The following is a 16,145-nucleotide window of genomic DNA, read 5'->3' on the forward strand; positions in this document are numbered from 1 at the left end:
CCGAATGGCGGTGCGGACGAGTGGGGACGCGGCGCGGCGGCACGCCGGGTGCCGGCGGCGGAGTGTAGGGAGCGGCTAATGGGGAAGCGCGGGGAACCGGTGGAGGAATGGGTGGAGGAATGGGTGGAGCGGCCGCGCCAAAGGCTGGCGAGGAAGCCGCGCGTCGCGGGCAGGGAAGCCGGCAACACGGCACGGGTGCGCGCCCGACACGGCACGCACCCCGGAAACGTCGTTACTGATCAATCGGCGATTTCAACGGCTGGTGCTCGCCCGTCAGCCCGAACACGACGAGTTGCGCGGGCTCGGTCGCGCTCGCATTGCGCGACACCTGATGGCGCGAACCGGGCGGCTCATACCAGCCTTCGCCGGCGCGATAGCGGCGCACCGGGCCGCCGTTCACCTGCGACAGCACTTCGCCTTTCGACACGACCGCGAACACCGAGCCGAGGTGCCTGTGTGCTTCGGACGCCTGACCAGGCGCATAGTCGACGGTCGCGACGACGGCGAGCTTGCCGGGCGCTTCGGGCACGGCCTGCTGCATGATCGCGTGCACGTTGTCGCCGGCATCGTGCGCACGGGCGGCCGCCGGCAGCGCGGCGACGAGCGCGAGCGACGTGCACAGCATCGCGCGGCGGAGCGTGGAGCTGGAGCGCATGATCGTCGTCTCCTTACTCGGGCATCTTGCGAAACGCGATCGCGAAGCGGTTCCACGTGTTGATCGTCGCAATCAGCATCGACAGCTCGAACAGCTCGGTGTCGCTGAAGTGCGGCTTCACGGCTTCCCAGACGGCATCCGGCACATGGTTGTCGGCGACCAGCGTCAGCGCTTCGGTCCACTCCAGCGCCGCGCGTTCGCGCTCGGTGAAGAACGGCGTTTCGCGCCACACGACGACCGTCGCGAGGCGGCGATCGGTCTCGCCTCCTTTGCGTGCATCGGTGGTGTGCATGTCGACGCAGAACGCACAGCCGTTGATCTGCGACGCGCGCAGCCGGACCAGTTCGGCGAGCGGCTTCTCGATCGAGCTTTTCGCGATGAATTCCTCGGCGTTGCGCATCACCTTGATTGCGTTCGGGCTGGCGGTATAGAAGTTCAGGCGCGGTTGCATGGCAGGTCCTTTTTCGGTTGATGCGCACGGTGGCGCGACAGGACCCACTTTAAGCGTGCCACTGGCCTGCTTGAATGGCCAATTCCGGGGAAATTCAGGTAACCAGTGCGGCGCCGCCGACGCTGCCCGAGTCCAGCAGCGCGGCCAGTTTCGCGAGCGCGGTGTCGATGCGCAGCGCGTCGATCCCGCCATAGCCGAACAGCAGCCCGGCGCGCGCCGCCGAGCCGACGTGGAACGCCGCGATTCCGTACAGGCCGATGTCGTGCTCGCGGGCGGCACGGACCAGCGCGGCTTCATCGAGCCCCGGTTTCAAGTGCGCGGCGAGGTGGATGCCGGCGGTCGGCACGATCGGGTCGAACCACGGCGCGAGGCTGCCGCGCAAATGCGCGAGCAGCATCTTGCGGCGCGCGTCGTAGTGCTTCTGCACGCGCCGCAGATGCCGCGCGAAATCGCCTTCGTGCATGAAGCGCGCGAGCGCCGCCTGCGTGAGTGTGCAGGTATGCCAGTCGACGATCTGCTTCGCCTTGGCGAGCGCGCCGCGCAGCGCGCGCGGCGGAATCGCGTAGCCGATGCGCAGTTCGGGAAAGATCGTCTTCGAGAACGTGCCGACGTACGCGACGAGGCCCGTGCGGTCGAGGCTCTTGAGCGACTCCACCGGCCGGCCTTCGAAGCGGAATTCGCCGTCGTAGTCGTCCTCGATGATCACCGCGCGGCGGCGCTGCGCCCATTCGAGCAGCGCGACGCGCCGGTCCAGCGTCATCGGCATCCCGAGCGGGAACTGGTGCGACGGCGTCACGTAGACGAGGCGTGCGTCGTCGGGCAGCCGCTCGACGATCAGGCCGTGCGCATCGACCGGCACGCCGATCACCGTCGCGCCGAGCGACGCGAACGCCGCGCGCGCCGGCGGATAGCCGGGATTCTCGACCGCGACGACGTCGCCGGGTCGCACGACCACGCGTGCGATCAGGTCGAGCGCCTGTTGCGCGCCTTGCGTGACGAGCACGTCGTCCCAGCCGCACGCGACCGCGCGGCTGAACGCGACGTAACGCGCGATCGCGCCGCGCAACTGCGGATCGCCGGCCGGGTCGTGGTACTGGCCGGGGCCGCGCGCCTGCTGGCGCAACGCGTGATGCAGGCAGCGGCGCCACGCGTCGAACGGGAACAGCGTCTTGTCGGTCACGCCGCCGCGGAAGTCGAACGCGGGCGTGTCCTGCGGCGCGGGCATCGCGAGCGCATCGGGCAGGTCGTTCCACAGCGCGCGTGCGTCGACGGCATGGACGGGCGGTGTGGCCTCGACGAGCGACGGCGTCGAGGCCGCCGCATGCGGAACCCGCGCGAGGCCGTCGGCGACGAACGTGCCGTCGCCCGCGCGCGTGTTCAGGAAGCCCTCGGCGACGAGACGCTCGAACGCGTCGAGCGTCGTCTTGCGCGACACGCCGAGCTGCTTCGCGAGATCGCGCGTCGACGGCAGCCGGGCGCCGCCTTCGAGCCGCCCGTCGACGATCGCGGTGCGCAGTTGCCGAAAGATTTGCCCGGTCAGGTCGTGACGGCCTTCGATGCGGATCGCGATGTCCATCGCAGTGGTTACTCCGAATAAGGCAATTTGATGCTGATGAGCATACCGGAAGTTCGTGGCCGGCCCGGCATCCGCCGAACACAGGGGCGCGGCGCCATTCGATTGGACCGCCGCCCGCCGGTGCCTTACGATCCATCACAATCCACGACCGGAGTGCCCCCATGCTGTCCGAAGACGAACTCGCGCTGCTCGATGCGATCCGCGCCACCGGCAGCCTGTCGCGGGCGGCCGCGCGGCTCGGCAAGGCGCCGTCGACGGTGTCGCACGCCGCGCGACAGCTCGAAACGCGTTTCGACGCGCTGCTGTTCGACCGGCGCGGCTACCGGCTGCAGCTCACGCCGGCCGGCCAGCTGCTGACCGACGAGGCGTCGCGCCTCGCGCTGGACGTCGCGCGGCTCACGCAGCGCGTGCGGCAGGTCGCGAGCGGCTGGGAGGACCGGCTGTGGATCGTCAGCGACGAGGTGCTGGAGTTCGATACGCTGCTGCCGGTCGTCCGCGCGTTCGATGCGCTCGATTCGGGCGTGTCGCTGCGCTTCACGTACGAAGTGCTCGGCGGCACCTGGGAAGCGCTGCGCGACGGTCGCGCGGATCTGGTCATCGGCGCGACCAACGAGCCGCCGGCGATTCCGGGTTTCAAATGGTTCGAGCTCGGTGGGATGGAATGGGTGTTCGCCGTATCGCCGCGCCATCCGCTGGCCGCGGCAAGCGAGCGACTGACCCGCGACGCGATCTGCGCGTATCGCGCGGTCGTCGTCGCCGATTCGTCGCGGCGTGCCGTCGGCCGCGCATACGGGCTGCTCGGCGGGCAGGCGGTGCTCGCGGTGCCGTCGATGCGCGCGAAGATCCTCGCGCAGCGCGACGGGCTCGGCGTCGGCTGGGTGCCGCGCCGGCGGGTTGCGTCGCTGCTCGCGCGCGGCGAGCTCGTCGAGAAGGAAACGGCCGATCCGCGCGAACCGAACGTGCTGTACGTCGCGTGGCGCGGCGACCGCGAGGGCCGGGCACTGCAATGGTGGCTGGAGCAACTGCGCGAGCCGCGGCTCGCGCAGCGCCTGCTCGACGGGATCGACGTGGTCGGCTGAGTGCGTCAGCCGCGCAACGCACGGAAAGGTCCCGAGAAACACGTTCGAAGATTTCGAACATGTCTGCCGCGCCGGTCGTACGGCAAGGCCGCGCGGCGCGCGCATCCTGTGTTCACGGTCAACTCACCGGTTCAAAGGAGAACATCATGCAACGCTTCGAAGGAAAAACGGTACTCGTCACGGGCGGCAACAGCGGCATCGGCCTGGCGGCCGCACGGGCATTCGCGGCCGAAGGCGCGCGGGTCATCATCACCGGTCGCGACGAGCAGACGCTCGCCGCCGCGCGCGAGTCGCTCGGCGACGGCGCGCTCGCGATCCGCAACGAAGCCGGCAGCGTCGCGTCGGCCCGCGCCCTGGCGGACGCGATCTCGGCCGCAGGCGCGCGGCTCGACGCCGTGTTCATCAACGCGGGCGTCGCGAAACTCGCGCCGTTCGCCGACAGCGACGAGGCCATGTGGGACCTCGTGTTCAACACCAACGTGAAGGGCGCGTATTTCCAGATCCAGACGCTGGTGCCGCTGCTGAACCGCGGCGCGTCGATCGTGATCAACGGCTCGATCAACGCGCACATCGGGATGCCCGGCTCGTCGGTGTACGCGGCGAGCAAGGCGGCCGTCAATTCGTTCGCGAAGACGTTGTCGACGGAGCTGCTGCCGCACGGCGTGCGGGTGAACGTGGTGAGCCCCGGCCCGGTCCAGACGCCGCTGTACGGCAAGCTCGGGCTCGACGCGGCGACGCTCGACGAGACGGCCGAGAAGATCAAGGGGCTCGTCCCGATCGGCCGGTTCGGCACGCCGGACGAAATCGCGTCGACGGTGCTGCACCTGAGCGCGCCGGAGTCCGCGTTCATCGTCGGCGCGGAAATCATCGCGTCGGGCGGGATGGGTTTGCTCTGAGCGCGTCACCGGCGGGGTTGCACGACCCGACGCGATGTCGGGCGGTGCAGCCCCGCCGTTCGATCGCATCGCTAGTGCGATGCACAGGCGTCACGGACTTCGTCGGTCCGATCGCGTCCGTGGAGTTGCGTCACCGTCAGCCCCGAGAACGCCGCGCTGCCGTGCTCGGCGAACACGGCCACGCGGTCCGCATCGAGCGGCGGAAAGATCAGGTCCGTCAGCGCGACGCGGCCGCCGTTCGCGAATACCTCGACCGACCCGCGATCGACGACGATTTCGAGCCGCAGTTGCCCGTGCTCGAGCGGCAGATCGACGATGTGCTCGCGGCTGAAGGTGCCGGCGAAATCCGTCGTGCCGGAGCGCGAGCGGTCGAGCGTCAGCGTGCGCTTCGCCGTGTCGTACACGATCCGGGTGCCGATCGAGCCATCCGCCGATCCCCGGACGATCAGACCCGCGCGGGCCGCGCGCTGCGGCGCGATCGTCACCGTGATGCGCTGGACGATGCCGCGCGTGGCGTCCGACAGCGGGCGGGTGGCGGACTCGACGTTCAGGTTGCCTTCATGCACGGCGGGCCGCCCGTCGGCCCACGCATCGAACGCGGCGGCCGGCGTCACGACGAGCGTCGGTTCGCCGCCGATCGTCTTCAGCGCGAACTCGCGCGGCAACGTCGCCGCGCCGCGCCAGGGCGCCGTCGGCGCTTTCGCCGCGTAATCCCAGTTGCTCATCCATGCGATCGCGACAGGCCGCGCGCCCGGCGTGCCGGAGAACGTGCCGGCGGCGTAAAAGTCGGCGCCGTGATCGACCCAGCGGAATCGCGCGGGATCGGAACCGGCCGGCGCGACGTGGTCAGGCGTGAACGTGCGACCGTCGAAGTCGCCGACGAAATACATCGCGCCGGAGCCGCCGGCGATCGACCACGGGTTGACGTTGACGATCATCACCCACTTGATGTGTCGCGGATCGTCGTCGACGGGCAGCGGCACGAGATCTGGCATTTCCCACAGCACGCCCGCATGCGGCACGTCCGGCAGCGTGAAGTCGCTCAGGAACGACCAGTGGATCAGGTCATCGGACCGATAGAGCTTCACGACCTGCGCGTCCGCGACGACGGTCGTCATCAGCCAGTAGCGTCCCGGCGCGTACCACGACACTTTCGGGTCGCGGAACTGCTTCGACTCGGGATCGAGCGTGAGCACGGGGTTGTGCGCGTAGGGCCGCCACGTCGCGCCGTGATCGAGGCTGTACGCGAGCGATTGTGCCTGCGTGCCCGGTGCGTGACCGGAGCCTTCTTTATAGACGCTCGTGTAAAGCGCAACCAGCGGCGTGTCGCCCGGCGCGCCGAGGCCGGACGTGTTGCGCGTGTCGGCGACGATCGAGCCCGAGAAAATTTCCTCCGTCGCGTTCGCGCGCATCGCGACCGGCTGCTCGCGCCAGTGGACGAGGTCGGTGCTGGTCGCATGGCCCCACGACATGTTGCCCCAGTCATGGCCGAGCGGGTTGTACTGATAGAACAGGTGATAGCGGCCGTTCTCGTAGACGAGGCCGTTCGGATCGTTCATCCAGTTGCGTTGCGGCGTGTAGTGCACGGCCGGCCGCCATTGCGGCGTGCCGGGTTCGGGCGGTGCGTCGCAGGGCGCGGCGCTGGCGTGCGTGCAGGCCGCGCTTGCCGTACACGCGAGCAGCAGCCGGGCAATCCGGAGGGAAAAGCGAAAAAACGTCGATCTCATGCGGGGTTCCGTGCTTCGGCGCGCGAAGCGGGAAAGGAGGGTGCATGCCGCTTGCGACGGCAGCATGCGCGATTCTGCGAAGGAGGGAGGCGGCACACACGCGACACGCGCGATGTGCGCCGCCTCGACGCTGGCGGGCGGTGCCCGCCGCGTCCGTAGCGGACCCGTTACGGACGGGTGCCGGGGCCGCCGTTGTGGTCGGCGCCCGTCGCCGGCAGGTTTGCCGGGATGTCGCCGTAGCCGCCGAGGCCGCTACGTCCGTACGCGCGGTCGACCGCCGTCGACGTGCCGTTGATATTCACCTTCACCGTCGGCGCGAGCGTGCCGCCGCGACGCGGGCCGATCGCATCGATGAACGACTCGACGAGCCCGCCCGGCATCACGTAGTGCGAGTACGACTGGAATTCGCGCGGATTCTGGTTCGGGTCCTGCGAATACGGCGCGCCGGCCGGTGCGGAGAAGTCGGTCGGGTTGCCGAGCACGAGGCCGCTGCCGCCGTTCAACGGCAGGAAGTCGCTGCGGATGCCGTTGCCGACGAAGCCGTAGACACCATCCGGCCCGTCGACGCCCGCGGCCATCGTCGTGCGGTGGCTGATCGTGAACAGGTAGTACTTGCCATCCTTCAGATAGATCTGCGGGCGCTCGGTCTGGTCGTCGACGCAGTTCGCCGACAGGATCGGCGGCAGGAACTTCCATTCGGTCAGTTGCGGATTCGTCGCGACCGCCAGGCCGACGTTGGCCTTTTGATACACTGCGCCCGAGTTCATGACGGCGTTGAGGTCTTCCCGCTGCGGATCGTTCGGCGCGTAGCCGAGGTCGGCCTCGGTGCAGGTCCGGGCGCCGCGCTGGCCGCCGGTGTTGCCTTCGAACACCATGTAGGTCTTGCCCGGATGCGCGGGGTCGGTGAACACGAACGGATCGCGGAACGAGAAATAGGTGTTCTGCTGGCCGGTCTGGTAGTAGTTGCCGTCCGGTTGCAGCAGCGCCTTGTGATCGTCGAAGCCGCTGAACCACACGTGCTTGTCATCGGCATGGATGTGGCCGTCGGCGCGCGTGATGATCGCCTGCGGCGGCGTGATGTCGGCGCCGCCGGGGGCCGAGCGGTTGAACGAGGTCGCGGTGTAGTAGAGGCTGACGTTGTCGCCATGCGTGAGGCGCGCGGAACCCGACCATTCGGCGTTGTTGGTCATCGGCGACGTGCCGAACACCTTGGCGCTCGCGCCGTCCGGGAACAGATGGCCGCCCCAGGTCCAGCCGCCGTTCGCGGGACGCTGCGACGCGGGAATGCCGGCACGGCGATAGAAGAAGCCGATGCGCGCATGGACGTGACGATCGTCGAACGTGTAGCCGGCGTGCGGATCGGCCGTGAGCGAGAAGATCACCTCCCAGCCCTTGTAGCTGAGCTGGTTCGCGCGCAGGTCGGCCAGCGGCCAGGTATCCCAGACCCACACGTTCGAGTTGATCAGCGGGAAATCCTGCGGGATGTCCGGCATCGTCAGCGACTGCGGCAGCGAGTTCTTGTCGGCGCCGGCCGTGTGCGACTGCGCGACGATCTGGCGGATGTCCGCGCGGGTCCAGCGCATCGTGAAGTTGCCTTCGGGATCGTAGGCCTGCTGCGTATGCGGCGTGGGGGCGGGGGCGCGGGTGCTCTGCGCGTGCGCGACGGACGATGCGGACGCGAAGGCGGCCAGTGCTGCGCCAGCGAACAGCAAACGTTTGGCCGCGGTCGCGCGGCAAAAAGGAAAGTAAGTCATGTCGGCGTTGTTTCCGTTTGCGGTGAAAAGGAACTGCTGAGGTGGTATCGATATCCAAACCGGTTTGGATGCTATTTCAAACCGGTTTGGACGTCAAAAGATAAATATTTGACGGTAATAACTACCATTCGGAAATAATTGCCGCCGCGAGCGGGCTGAACGAATGGCATGCACAACGCGAGGAGCGACGTGAAGGTGAATCTGAAGGCGCTGTCGGATGCGCTCGGACTGTCGCGCACGACGGTCAGTCGGGCGCTGAACGGCTACGACGATGTGAGCGAGGCGACCCGCGAGCGCGTGATGAAGGCTGCGCGCGAACTCGGTTATGTCGCGGATCCGACCGCACGGCGGCTGGCGACGGGGCGTGCCGATACGATCGGCATCGTGTATCCGTTCGGAGCCGGCGATCTGGGGGACCCGCGCTTCGGTGAAGTCGTCTCGGGCATTACCGAGCGGCTCGGCGAGCGCAATCTCGACTTCATCATCGCGGCCGCGCGGCCGAACGCCGAACTCGACACGTATCGCCGGCTCGTCGACGGCAGGCTCGTGGACGGGCTGATCGTCGCGCGCACGCTGGTTGACGATCCGCGCCTCGCGTACCTGCGCTCGAATGCGTTTCCGTATGTTGCGTACGGCCGTACGCAAACCGCGGAGCCTTACGCATGGTTCGATTTCGACAACGAAGCGGGCGCGCGCGATGCGGTGCGGCGCCTGATCGGCTTCGGCCATCGCCGCATTGCAATGATCAGTGCGCCGCTGTCGCTGAATTTCGCGATGCAGCGCCGCGCCGGCTACCTCGCGGCGCTGCGCGAAGCCGGGATCGAGCCCGATCCGGCGCTGCTCGTCGAGGGTCCGTTTACGCGCGACGGCGGGCAGCAGGGCGCACAGGCGCTACTCGAGCAGGCCGAACGACCGACTGCGCTGCTCGTCGACAACAACATCTCGGGCGGCGGCGCGTTCCGGGCGCTGGTCGACAGCGGCTTGCGGCTGGGGCGGGACATGTCGCTCATCGTCTATGACGGGGTGCCCCCGGAGGTCGCGTATCCGCATCGGGTGACGGCGGTGGTGCAGCCGACCGGACATGCGACGGGGCGTGCGCTGGCGGACCTGATGCTGGGCTTGCTCGCCGACGGCGTTCGCGAGCATCGGCTCGAAATGCCGATGATCGAGGCAGGCGATACGGACGGGCCGTTGCACGGCTAGCCACGACGGCGGCACGCAGCGGCGGGGCGATCGGCAACGAGCGTTGCGGGACGCGCTCCGTCGCAAAAGCCATGACGGCGGCAGGGCTGAATGCCAGATCTCTAGACGACCGGTCTAATGGAGGGCTATCATCCGGCCTCATGAATGCGACGTCGTGCCTGCCAACGGACGCGAAAATGCCATATCGCGCTGCGATGCTGGTCGTGCAGGCGTGGTCGTCGATTTTTTTCGAGCCAGTTATAGACGACTGGTCTAATAGAATCGGGCAATATTTTTTGTGCCGAGCTGGCACGTTGACGTGTGCCTGCGGCCTAACCGGCAGGCGTGCCGTCGTTGCCGGCACGTGGCGTGCGCCGCGTTGGCCGTCGCCGTGACGCGGCCCCGTTCCCCCATTTCGAAGGAGTGTCGATCATGAAGATTCTGGTTGTCCTGACCTCGCACGACACGCTCGGCGACACCGGCAAGAAGACCGGCTTCTGGCTCGAGGAGCTGGCCGCGCCGTACTACGCGTTCAAGGATGCGGGCGTCGAGCTGACGCTCGTGTCGCCGAAGGGCGGCCAGCCGCCGCTCGACCCGAAAAGCAGCGATCCGGCCGCGCAGACCGACGCCACGCGCCGCTTCGACGCCGATCCGGCGGCCAAGGCCGCGCTCGCGGCCACGCGCAAGCTGGCCGACGTGTCGATCGACGATTACGACGCGGTGTTCTATCCGGGCGGGCACGGCCCGCTGTGGGATCTCGCCGAGGACCTGCACTCGATCGGCCTGATCGAGCGCGCGCTGGCGGCGGGCAAGCCGGTCGCGGCCGTGTGCCACGCGCCGGGTGTGTTGCGCCACGTGAAGGATCCGAAGACCGGCGAGTCCGTCGTGCGCGGCAAGCGTGCGACGGGCTTCACCAACAGCGAGGAAGCGGCCGTCGAGCTGACGGAAGTGGTGCCGTTCCTCGTCGAGGACATGCTGAAGACCAACGGCGCGCAGTTCGAGCGCAGCGCCGACTGGGCGCCGCATGTCGTCACCGACGGGCTGCTGATCACGGGGCAGAACCCCGCGTCGTCGGAGCCCGCTGCCGAGGCGCTGCTCGCGAAGCTCGGCCGTCAGTAAGCCGGCGCGGTGCCGGCATGACCGGCACCTGGCCGTGCCGTCGTCGGGCGCATCCGGCCCGGCGACGACCCGAACCGTTCCGTCGTGCGCACCGCACGACGGCTCATCCAGTCGTTTCGCAGAACCAAGCAAAGGAGTGGTGGATGTCTGCCTTGTTCGAACCGTTCAAACTCAAGGATGTCACGCTGCGCAACCGCATTGCGGTGCCGCCGATGTGCCAGTATGTCGCCGAAGACGGCGTCGTCAACGACTGGCATCACGTGCATCTGGCCGGCATCGCGCGCGGCGGCGCGGGCCTCGTGATTGCGGAGGCGACGGCCGTGTCGCCAGAAGGCCGTATCACGCCGGGCTGCGCCGGGCTGTGGACCGATGCGCAGGCCGAGGCGTTCGCGCCGTCGGTCGCGGCGATCAAGGCGGCCGGCGCGGTGCCGGGCATCCAGATCGCGCATGCGGGCCGCAAGGCGAGCGCGAACCGTCCATGGGAAGGCGACGACCACATCGCCGACGGCGATCCGCGCGGCTGGCAGACCATCGCACCGTCGGCCGTACCGTTCGGCGCGCACTTGCCGAAGATGCCGCGCGCGATGACGCACGACGACATCGCACGCGTGCAGGCCGACTTCGTCGCGTCGGCCAAGCGTGCCCGCGACCTCGGCTTCGAATGGCTCGAACTGCACTTCGCGCACGGCTATCTCGGCCAGAGCTTCTTCTCCGTGCATTCGAACCAGCGCGACGACGAGTACGGCGGCTCGGCCGAAAACCGCGGCCGTTTCCTCGTCGACACGCTGAAGGCCGTCCGCAAGGTCTGGCCGGAGCACCTGCCGCTGACCGCGCGTCTCGGCGTGATCGAATACGACGGCCGCGATGAAGAGACGCTCGCCGAATCCATCGCGCTCACGCAGCGGATGAAGCAGGAAGGCCTCGACATGCTGAGCGTGTCGGTCGGCTTTTCGGTGCCCGACGCGCGCATTCCATGGGGCCCGGCGTTCCTCGCGCCGATCGCGGAACGCGTGCGCCGCGAGGCCGGCATGCCGGTGTCGTCCGCATGGGGGATCGACACGCCTCAACTGGCCGAGCGCGTCGTCGCCGAACGGCAGCTCGACCTCGTGATGGTCGGCCGCGCGCATCTGGCCGATCCGCACTGGCCGTACTACGCGGCCAAACAGCTCGGCGTCGAGCGTCCGTCGTGGACGCTGCCTGCGCCGTACGCGCACTGGCTCGAACGCTATCGCGTCGCCGACAAGGTGGCCTGAGCGCGCATCGCACCGCGCGGCGCGCGCGACGTGCGCGGCACGCATTTGACAATGCTTGGCATCGCGTCCGCGTGCCGTGGCGGTATCGATGGATAGAATGGCGGTTCGCACCGGCCCTTGGCCCGCGCGAACCGCCATTTTTTCATTTCGACAGAGGTGCCATGCGCGCACATGTCTCGCCTTCCCCCGATTCCGCCGCGCGGCCGCGTGCCCAGCAGATCGCCCGCGCCGTGCTGTATGCGGCGCTGTTGGTGCTCGCGCTGTGGGTGATCCGCGATTTTCTTCCCGCTATCGCGTGGGCATGCGTGATCGCGATCGCGCTGTGGCCGTTGCTGGAACGCTTCGAATCGGGCAGCTGGTTTCGCGACCGGCCGACCCTGATCGCGACCGCGATCACCGCGGGCGTGTCGCTGCTGGTCGTGCTGCCGATCGCCATTGCGCTCGGTCAGGCGATCTCGCAGGCGCACGACCTGCGCATCTGGCTGCATTCGATCCAGGACAACGGCATTCCACTGCCGGACGTCGTCGGCCGGTTGCCGTACGGCGCCGCACAGATCACCGAGTGGTGGCAGGCCAATCTCGGTCATCCGCTGCACGCGGGCACCGCGATGCATGGCGCGAGCGGCGAGCGGTTCATCGCGTTCGGCCGGCAGTTCGGCACGAAGCTCGCGCATGCGCTGTTCGAGTTCGGCTTCATGCTGGTCACGCTGTTCGTGATCATCAGGGCCGGCCACAAGTTGTCGGGCGCGTTGCTGCAGGGCGCGCGGCGTGCGTTCGGCCGCGGCGGGGCGGACCTGATCGAACGGATGGTCGCGGCCGTGTACGGCACGGTGACGGGGCTGGTCGTCGTCGGGCTGGGCGAGGGCGCCATTCTCGGCGTCGCGTATGCGCTCGCGGGCGTTCCGCACGCGGCGCTGCTCGGCCTCGTCACGGCCGTCGCCGCGATGCTGCCGTTCTGCGCGCCGATCGTGTTCTGCGGCGCGGCGCTCTGGCTGTTCGTGCAGGGTGCGACCGCGTGGGCCGTCGTGGTGCTGGTGCTCGGTTTCGTGGTCGTGTTCGTCGCCGAGCATTTCGTGCGGCCGGTGCTGATCGGCAGCTCGACCCGCCTGCCGTTCCTGCTCGTGCTGTTCGGCATCCTCGGCGGCGCCGAGTCGTTCGGCCTGATCGGACTGTTCGTCGGCCCGGCGCTGATGACGGTGCTGACGATGCTGTGGGCCGAGTGGGTCGCCTGACGACAAGGCTCGTTGCGCAGTTCCGGGCCATCGGCGCAACGGCATTGACGCCCGTGCGGGTCCGCGCGGCGCTTCATATTTCGCGACGATCGGGTGTGCGCCGGGCCGTGCCGAGCGCGGCGTCGGACACAAGTCTCTACATTTCTTTTCGATCCGGACCCAAAGGTCTAGTAGCATGGGGCTTTCGATCACGCCGGCACGGCGCAGTAGATTTTCCAAGCATGCGATTGATTCCGATGTCCCGTCGCGCAGCGACATTGTCGCTGGCCGCCAGTTGCCTGATGCTGCACGGTTGCGCGTGGTTCGACTCGTGGCTGCCGTTCTCGTATTCGCGCACGCCGCTGGCGCGGGCCGCGGCACGGCACGGCGCGACGCGCGCCGACGTCGTCCGCGCGGGCGGCAACCCGCGCAGCGTGTGGATGGTCCGTAACGGCAGCGGTGTCTGCTACAACTACTTCATCGAGCACGGCAACGATCACCGGGCGTACTTCGTCGTGTTCGACAAGGCCGGCGCCGTCACGCAACACGGCTTCGATACCTGCATGGACGCCGACCGCAAGGGCACGCTTCAGTCGGACAAGGCGGCTTCGCGGTAGCGCGGCCGTCATGCGCCGTGCGAGCGTGTCACGCAGTCGTCACGCTATCGTGTCGACCACGCCGCCGTCGACGCGCAACGCCGCGCCCGTCGTGGCCGAGGCCTGCGGCGAGCAGACATACACGACCATATTCGCGACTTCCTCCGTCGTAGCCGGGCGCTGGATGATCGAGCTTGCGCGCTCGCTGCGCACGAAATCCACCGCGACGTCGTCGATGCTGCGGCCCGTTGCGTCGGCCGTTTCCTTCAGCAGCGCGCGCACGCCTTCCGACATCGTCGGCCCTGGCAGTACGGAATTGACGGTCACGTTGGTTCCGGCCGCGAGTTTCGCGAGGCCGCGCGCGATCGCGAGCTGCGCGGTTTTCGTGAACCCGTAGTGAATCATGTCGACCGGGATGTTCAGGCCGGATTCCGACGAAATGAACACGACGCGGCCCGTGTTGCGCGCGAGCATCCCCTTCAGATAGTGCCGCGCGAGACGCACGCCGGACATCACGTTCATCTGGAAGTAATGTGCCCATTCGTCGTCGTCGATGTCGAAGAACGCCTTCAGCCCGTAGATGCCCGCGTTGTTGACGAGGATGTCGGCCTCCGGGGTGTGCTGCGTGACGCGCGCGACGCCGGATGCGTCGGCCAGGTCGGCGGCGACGCCGTCGATGTCCGCGCCGGGTACCGCGCTGCGCAGCAGTGCGAGCGCGGCATCGACCGACTTTTCGCTGCGTCCGTTGACGACGACACGTGCGCCGGCCTGCGCGAGCCCTTTGGCGATCGCCAGCCCGATGCCGGCGGTGGAAGCGGTGACGACCGCGGTCTTGCCTGTCAGATCGATGTGCATGAATGTACCGGTTGGAAGAGGGAACGGGAACCGCCGCAGGGGCCGCGGCGGCCGAATTCATAGCTTAGGCGATCCGGCCGCGAAGTGTCGTGTCGCGGTTGCATCGCGCAGCGCAGTCTTGTACGGTGTGCGTTCGCCGTCCGATCCGGGAGCCCGTCGCGTGAGCCGTTCCGCCAACCCCCTCGCTGTGCCGTCGCCGTTCTGGCGCGACGCCGCGCTGCCGTTCATCGAGGCGCGCACCGTCGACGACGGCCGGACGTTCTGCTACGCGAAGCACACGCACGACACGTTTTCGCTCGGCGCGATCGTCGGCGGCACGAGCACCTACCTGAACGGTGCGACGAAGGAACGCGTCGGGCGCGGCGTGCTCGTGATCATCGATCCGGAGCAGGTGCATGCGTGCAATCCGTATGGCCCCGACGCATGGGCGTACCGGATGGTCTATGTCGACGTGCCGTGGCTCGCACGGCTGCAGCATGCGCTCGGGCGTGACCCGAACAGCGATTTTCACGGTTTTTCGCCAAAGTTGACGGCACGGCGCGACCTGTTCGCGCAGTTCGGCGGCTTTTACCGCACGCTCGTGGCACCCGGCATCGATCCGCTTGGCAAGGAAAGCGCGGCGGTCGAATTCTTCACGCGGCTGCACGGCGCGCTCGATCGCGAGTTGCCCGTCGATACGCGGCGCGGGGCCGACAACGCGAAGCTCGCGCGTGCGGCCGACTACATCGCTGCGCATTGCCGTCAGACCGTCACGCTCGATGCGATCTGCGCTGCCGCCGACCTGTCGCCGTCCTACCTGATCCGCGCGTTCAATGCCCGCTACGGGATGACGCCGCATGCGTTCCTGGTCGACCGTCGCGTGCAGTACGGCCGCGCGGAACTGCGCCGCGGCCGGCCGATCGCAGAGGTCGCGCTCGATGCGGGCTTTGCGGACCAGGCGCATTTCCAGCGAGCATTCCGGCGCATCGCGGCCGCCACGCCGGGGCAGTATCGAAGCGCCGCGAGTTGACCGGCGAACCGTGGGGCGGTGCCGGCGTCGCAGACCGCAGACCGCAGACCGCAGACCGCAGACCGCAGACCGCAGACCGCAGACCGCAGACCGCAGACCGCACACCGCACACCGCACACCGCACACCGCACACCGCACACCGGCGACGGCCCGTGTCATCGGTCGCCGGCGGCACCGGCACTAAACATCGAGCAGATAAAGCGCGCTGCCCGCGAGCAGCAGCGCCATCGCGCGGTTGAACAGCCGCATCCGCCGCGCATTCGCGAGCCAGTGCCGCAGCGACGCACCCGCATACCCCCAGCAGGCGATCGACGCGAAGCAGATCACCAGATACAGCGCCGCGAATTGCCACACCTGCGCGCGATCGCCATCGGCCGCATACGCGCCCATCGCGGCCACGCACGCAAGCCACGCCTTCGGATTCAGCCATTGCATCGCCGCGCCGGCCGCCGCCGACGGGCCGGCGACGTTTGGCGCGTCCGGATCGGCCGACAGCCGGCCGTCGTCGAGCGCCAGCCGCAGCGCGAGGTAAAGCAGGAACGCGATCCCGGACCATTGGGTGGCCGTGGTCAGCATCGGCCAGCGCGCGAGCGCCGCGTGCAGCCCGAGGCCGATCAGCAGGAACAGCGCGACGAAGCCGAGCGTCGCGCCGGCCGCATAGCGCAGGCTCGCGCCGAGACCGTGGCGCGCGCCCGCGCCGAGCGCGACGAGGTTGACGGGACCAGGCGTGATCGACGACGCCAGCGCGAACGCGGCCATCGAAACCAGCATGCTCATCATGT

General features: G+C 68.5%; 15 protein-coding genes. 8 read left to right on the top strand and 7 right to left on the bottom strand.

All coding sequences use genetic code 11. The annotated features are described in order from the left end of the window. Positions 1 to 232: 232 nt before the first annotated feature. The 3 genes from DIE08_RS00995 to DIE08_RS01005 form a co-directional block, all read right to left on the bottom strand. Complete coding sequence (locus tag DIE08_RS00995) at positions 233 to 655, bottom strand: cupin domain-containing protein (RefSeq protein WP_059599311.1); 423 nt, start codon at positions 653 to 655, stop codon at positions 233 to 235. 13 nt (positions 656 to 668) lie between these two features. Further along, on the bottom strand, positions 669 to 1,106 hold the full coding sequence (locus DIE08_RS01000; RefSeq protein WP_059599312.1) for a carboxymuconolactone decarboxylase family protein: 438 nt from the start codon (positions 1,104 to 1,106) through the stop codon (positions 669 to 671). Positions 1,107 to 1,200: 94 nt separating this feature from the next. Continuing rightward, on the bottom strand, positions 1,201 to 2,682 hold the full coding sequence (locus tag DIE08_RS01005; protein ID WP_124900733.1) for a PLP-dependent aminotransferase family protein: 1,482 nt from the start codon (positions 2,680 to 2,682) through the stop codon (positions 1,201 to 1,203). Positions 2,683 to 2,843: 161 nt separating this feature from the next. Between DIE08_RS01005 and DIE08_RS01010 the strand changes: the two genes are divergently transcribed. Then, positions 2,844 to 3,761, top strand: coding sequence for a LysR family transcriptional regulator (locus DIE08_RS01010; protein ID WP_124900734.1), 918 nt, complete (start codon positions 2,844 to 2,846; stop codon positions 3,759 to 3,761). Between the two features lie 146 nt (positions 3,762 to 3,907). After that, on the top strand, positions 3,908 to 4,657 hold the full coding sequence (locus tag DIE08_RS01015) for an SDR family oxidoreductase (RefSeq protein WP_124900735.1): 750 nt from the start codon (positions 3,908 to 3,910) through the stop codon (positions 4,655 to 4,657). A gap of 71 nt (positions 4,658 to 4,728) precedes the next feature. Here the strand turns inward: DIE08_RS01015 and DIE08_RS01020 are convergent, their stop codons facing one another. Both DIE08_RS01020 and DIE08_RS01025 read right to left on the bottom strand, forming a co-directional pair. Next, positions 4,729 to 6,384 carry a glycoside hydrolase family 32 protein gene (locus DIE08_RS01020; RefSeq protein ID WP_124900736.1) on the bottom strand — a complete coding sequence of 552 codons (1,656 nt, stop codon included), beginning with the start codon at positions 6,382 to 6,384 and terminating at the stop codon, positions 4,729 to 4,731. Between the two features lie 167 nt (positions 6,385 to 6,551). After that, entirely contained in the window at positions 6,552 to 8,138 is a 1,587-nt protein-coding gene (locus DIE08_RS01025) for a glycoside hydrolase family 68 protein (protein WP_124900737.1), read from the bottom strand. A 168-nt stretch (positions 8,139 to 8,306) separates the two neighbouring features. Here DIE08_RS01025 and DIE08_RS01030 point away from each other — a divergent pair, with 168 nt between their 5' ends. The 5 genes from DIE08_RS01030 to DIE08_RS01050 all read left to right on the top strand — a co-directional run bounded on the left by DIE08_RS01030 (position 8,307) and on the right by DIE08_RS01050 (position 13,520). After that, positions 8,307 to 9,341, top strand: coding sequence for a substrate-binding domain-containing protein (locus tag DIE08_RS01030; protein ID WP_124900738.1), 1,035 nt, complete (start codon positions 8,307 to 8,309; stop codon positions 9,339 to 9,341). Between the two features lie 411 nt (positions 9,342 to 9,752). Beyond that, positions 9,753 to 10,439 carry a type 1 glutamine amidotransferase domain-containing protein gene (locus DIE08_RS01035; protein WP_124900739.1) on the top strand — a complete coding sequence of 229 codons (687 nt, stop codon included), beginning with the start codon at positions 9,753 to 9,755 and terminating at the stop codon, positions 10,437 to 10,439. Between the two features lie 143 nt (positions 10,440 to 10,582). After that, positions 10,583 to 11,692, top strand: a complete 1,110-nt coding sequence (locus tag DIE08_RS01040) for an NADH:flavin oxidoreductase/NADH oxidase (protein ID WP_124900740.1) — start codon at positions 10,583 to 10,585, stop codon at positions 11,690 to 11,692. Positions 11,693 to 11,853: 161 nt separating this feature from the next. Further along, positions 11,854 to 12,924 (top strand): AI-2E family transporter, encoded by a 1,071-nt coding sequence (locus tag DIE08_RS01045; RefSeq protein WP_124900741.1) that lies wholly within the window; start codon positions 11,854 to 11,856, stop codon positions 12,922 to 12,924. Positions 12,925 to 13,145: 221 nt separating this feature from the next. Then, positions 13,146 to 13,520: a hypothetical protein gene (locus DIE08_RS01050; protein WP_124900742.1), complete on the top strand. Its 375-nt coding sequence runs from the start codon at positions 13,146 to 13,148 to the stop codon at positions 13,518 to 13,520. 39 nt (positions 13,521 to 13,559) lie between these two features. Here DIE08_RS01050 and DIE08_RS01055 read toward each other — a convergent pair whose 3' ends face one another. After that, entirely contained in the window at positions 13,560 to 14,354 is a 795-nt protein-coding gene (locus DIE08_RS01055; protein ID WP_124623803.1) for an SDR family NAD(P)-dependent oxidoreductase, read from the bottom strand. Between the two features lie 160 nt (positions 14,355 to 14,514). Here DIE08_RS01055 and DIE08_RS01060 point away from each other — a divergent pair, with 160 nt between their 5' ends. Further along, complete coding sequence (locus DIE08_RS01060) at positions 14,515 to 15,363, top strand: AraC family transcriptional regulator (RefSeq protein ID WP_124900743.1); 849 nt, start codon at positions 14,515 to 14,517, stop codon at positions 15,361 to 15,363. A gap of 180 nt (positions 15,364 to 15,543) precedes the next feature. Here DIE08_RS01060 and DIE08_RS01065 read toward each other — a convergent pair whose 3' ends face one another. Further along, on the bottom strand, positions 15,544 to 16,140 hold the full coding sequence (locus DIE08_RS01065; RefSeq protein ID WP_124900744.1) for a LysE family translocator: 597 nt from the start codon (positions 16,138 to 16,140) through the stop codon (positions 15,544 to 15,546). Between the last annotated feature and the right edge of the window lie 5 nt (positions 16,141 to 16,145).

The sequence above is a fragment of the Burkholderia sp. Bp9004 genome (assembly GCF_003858025.1).
In the GTDB taxonomy this organism is placed as follows: domain Bacteria; phylum Pseudomonadota; class Gammaproteobacteria; order Burkholderiales; family Burkholderiaceae; genus Burkholderia; species Burkholderia diffusa.

What these genes read in the sequence shown, in the direction of transcription:
- DIE08_RS01005 (WP_124900733.1), bottom strand. Translation starts at nt 2,682, where the DNA reads ATGGACATCGCGATCCGCATCGAAGGCCGTCACGACCTGACCGGGCAA.
- DIE08_RS01010 (WP_124900734.1), top strand. Translation starts at nt 2,844, where the DNA reads ATGCTGTCCGAAGACGAACTCGCGCTGCTCGATGCGATCCGCGCCACC.
- DIE08_RS01065 (WP_124900744.1), bottom strand. Translation starts at nt 16,140, where the DNA reads ATGAGCATGCTGGTTTCGATGGCCGCGTTCGCGCTGGCGTCGTCGATC.
- DIE08_RS01035 (WP_124900739.1), top strand. Translation starts at nt 9,753, where the DNA reads ATGAAGATTCTGGTTGTCCTGACCTCGCACGACACGCTCGGCGACACC.
- DIE08_RS01030 (WP_124900738.1), top strand. Translation starts at nt 8,307, where the DNA reads ATGCACAACGCGAGGAGCGACGTGAAGGTGAATCTGAAGGCGCTGTCG.
- DIE08_RS01015 (WP_124900735.1), top strand. Translation starts at nt 3,908, where the DNA reads ATGCAACGCTTCGAAGGAAAAACGGTACTCGTCACGGGCGGCAACAGC.
- DIE08_RS00995 (WP_059599311.1), bottom strand. Translation starts at nt 655, where the DNA reads ATGCGCTCCAGCTCCACGCTCCGCCGCGCGATGCTGTGCACGTCGCTC.
- DIE08_RS01000 (WP_059599312.1), bottom strand. Translation starts at nt 1,106, where the DNA reads ATGCAACCGCGCCTGAACTTCTATACCGCCAGCCCGAACGCAATCAAG.
- DIE08_RS01025 (WP_124900737.1), bottom strand. Translation starts at nt 8,138, where the DNA reads ATGACTTACTTTCCTTTTTGCCGCGCGACCGCGGCCAAACGTTTGCTG.
- DIE08_RS01020 (WP_124900736.1), bottom strand. Translation starts at nt 6,384, where the DNA reads ATGAGATCGACGTTTTTTCGCTTTTCCCTCCGGATTGCCCGGCTGCTG.
- DIE08_RS01040 (WP_124900740.1), top strand. Translation starts at nt 10,583, where the DNA reads ATGTCTGCCTTGTTCGAACCGTTCAAACTCAAGGATGTCACGCTGCGC.
- DIE08_RS01050 (WP_124900742.1), top strand. Translation starts at nt 13,146, where the DNA reads ATGCGATTGATTCCGATGTCCCGTCGCGCAGCGACATTGTCGCTGGCC.
- DIE08_RS01045 (WP_124900741.1), top strand. Translation starts at nt 11,854, where the DNA reads ATGCGCGCACATGTCTCGCCTTCCCCCGATTCCGCCGCGCGGCCGCGT.
- DIE08_RS01055 (WP_124623803.1), bottom strand. Translation starts at nt 14,354, where the DNA reads ATGCACATCGATCTGACAGGCAAGACCGCGGTCGTCACCGCTTCCACC.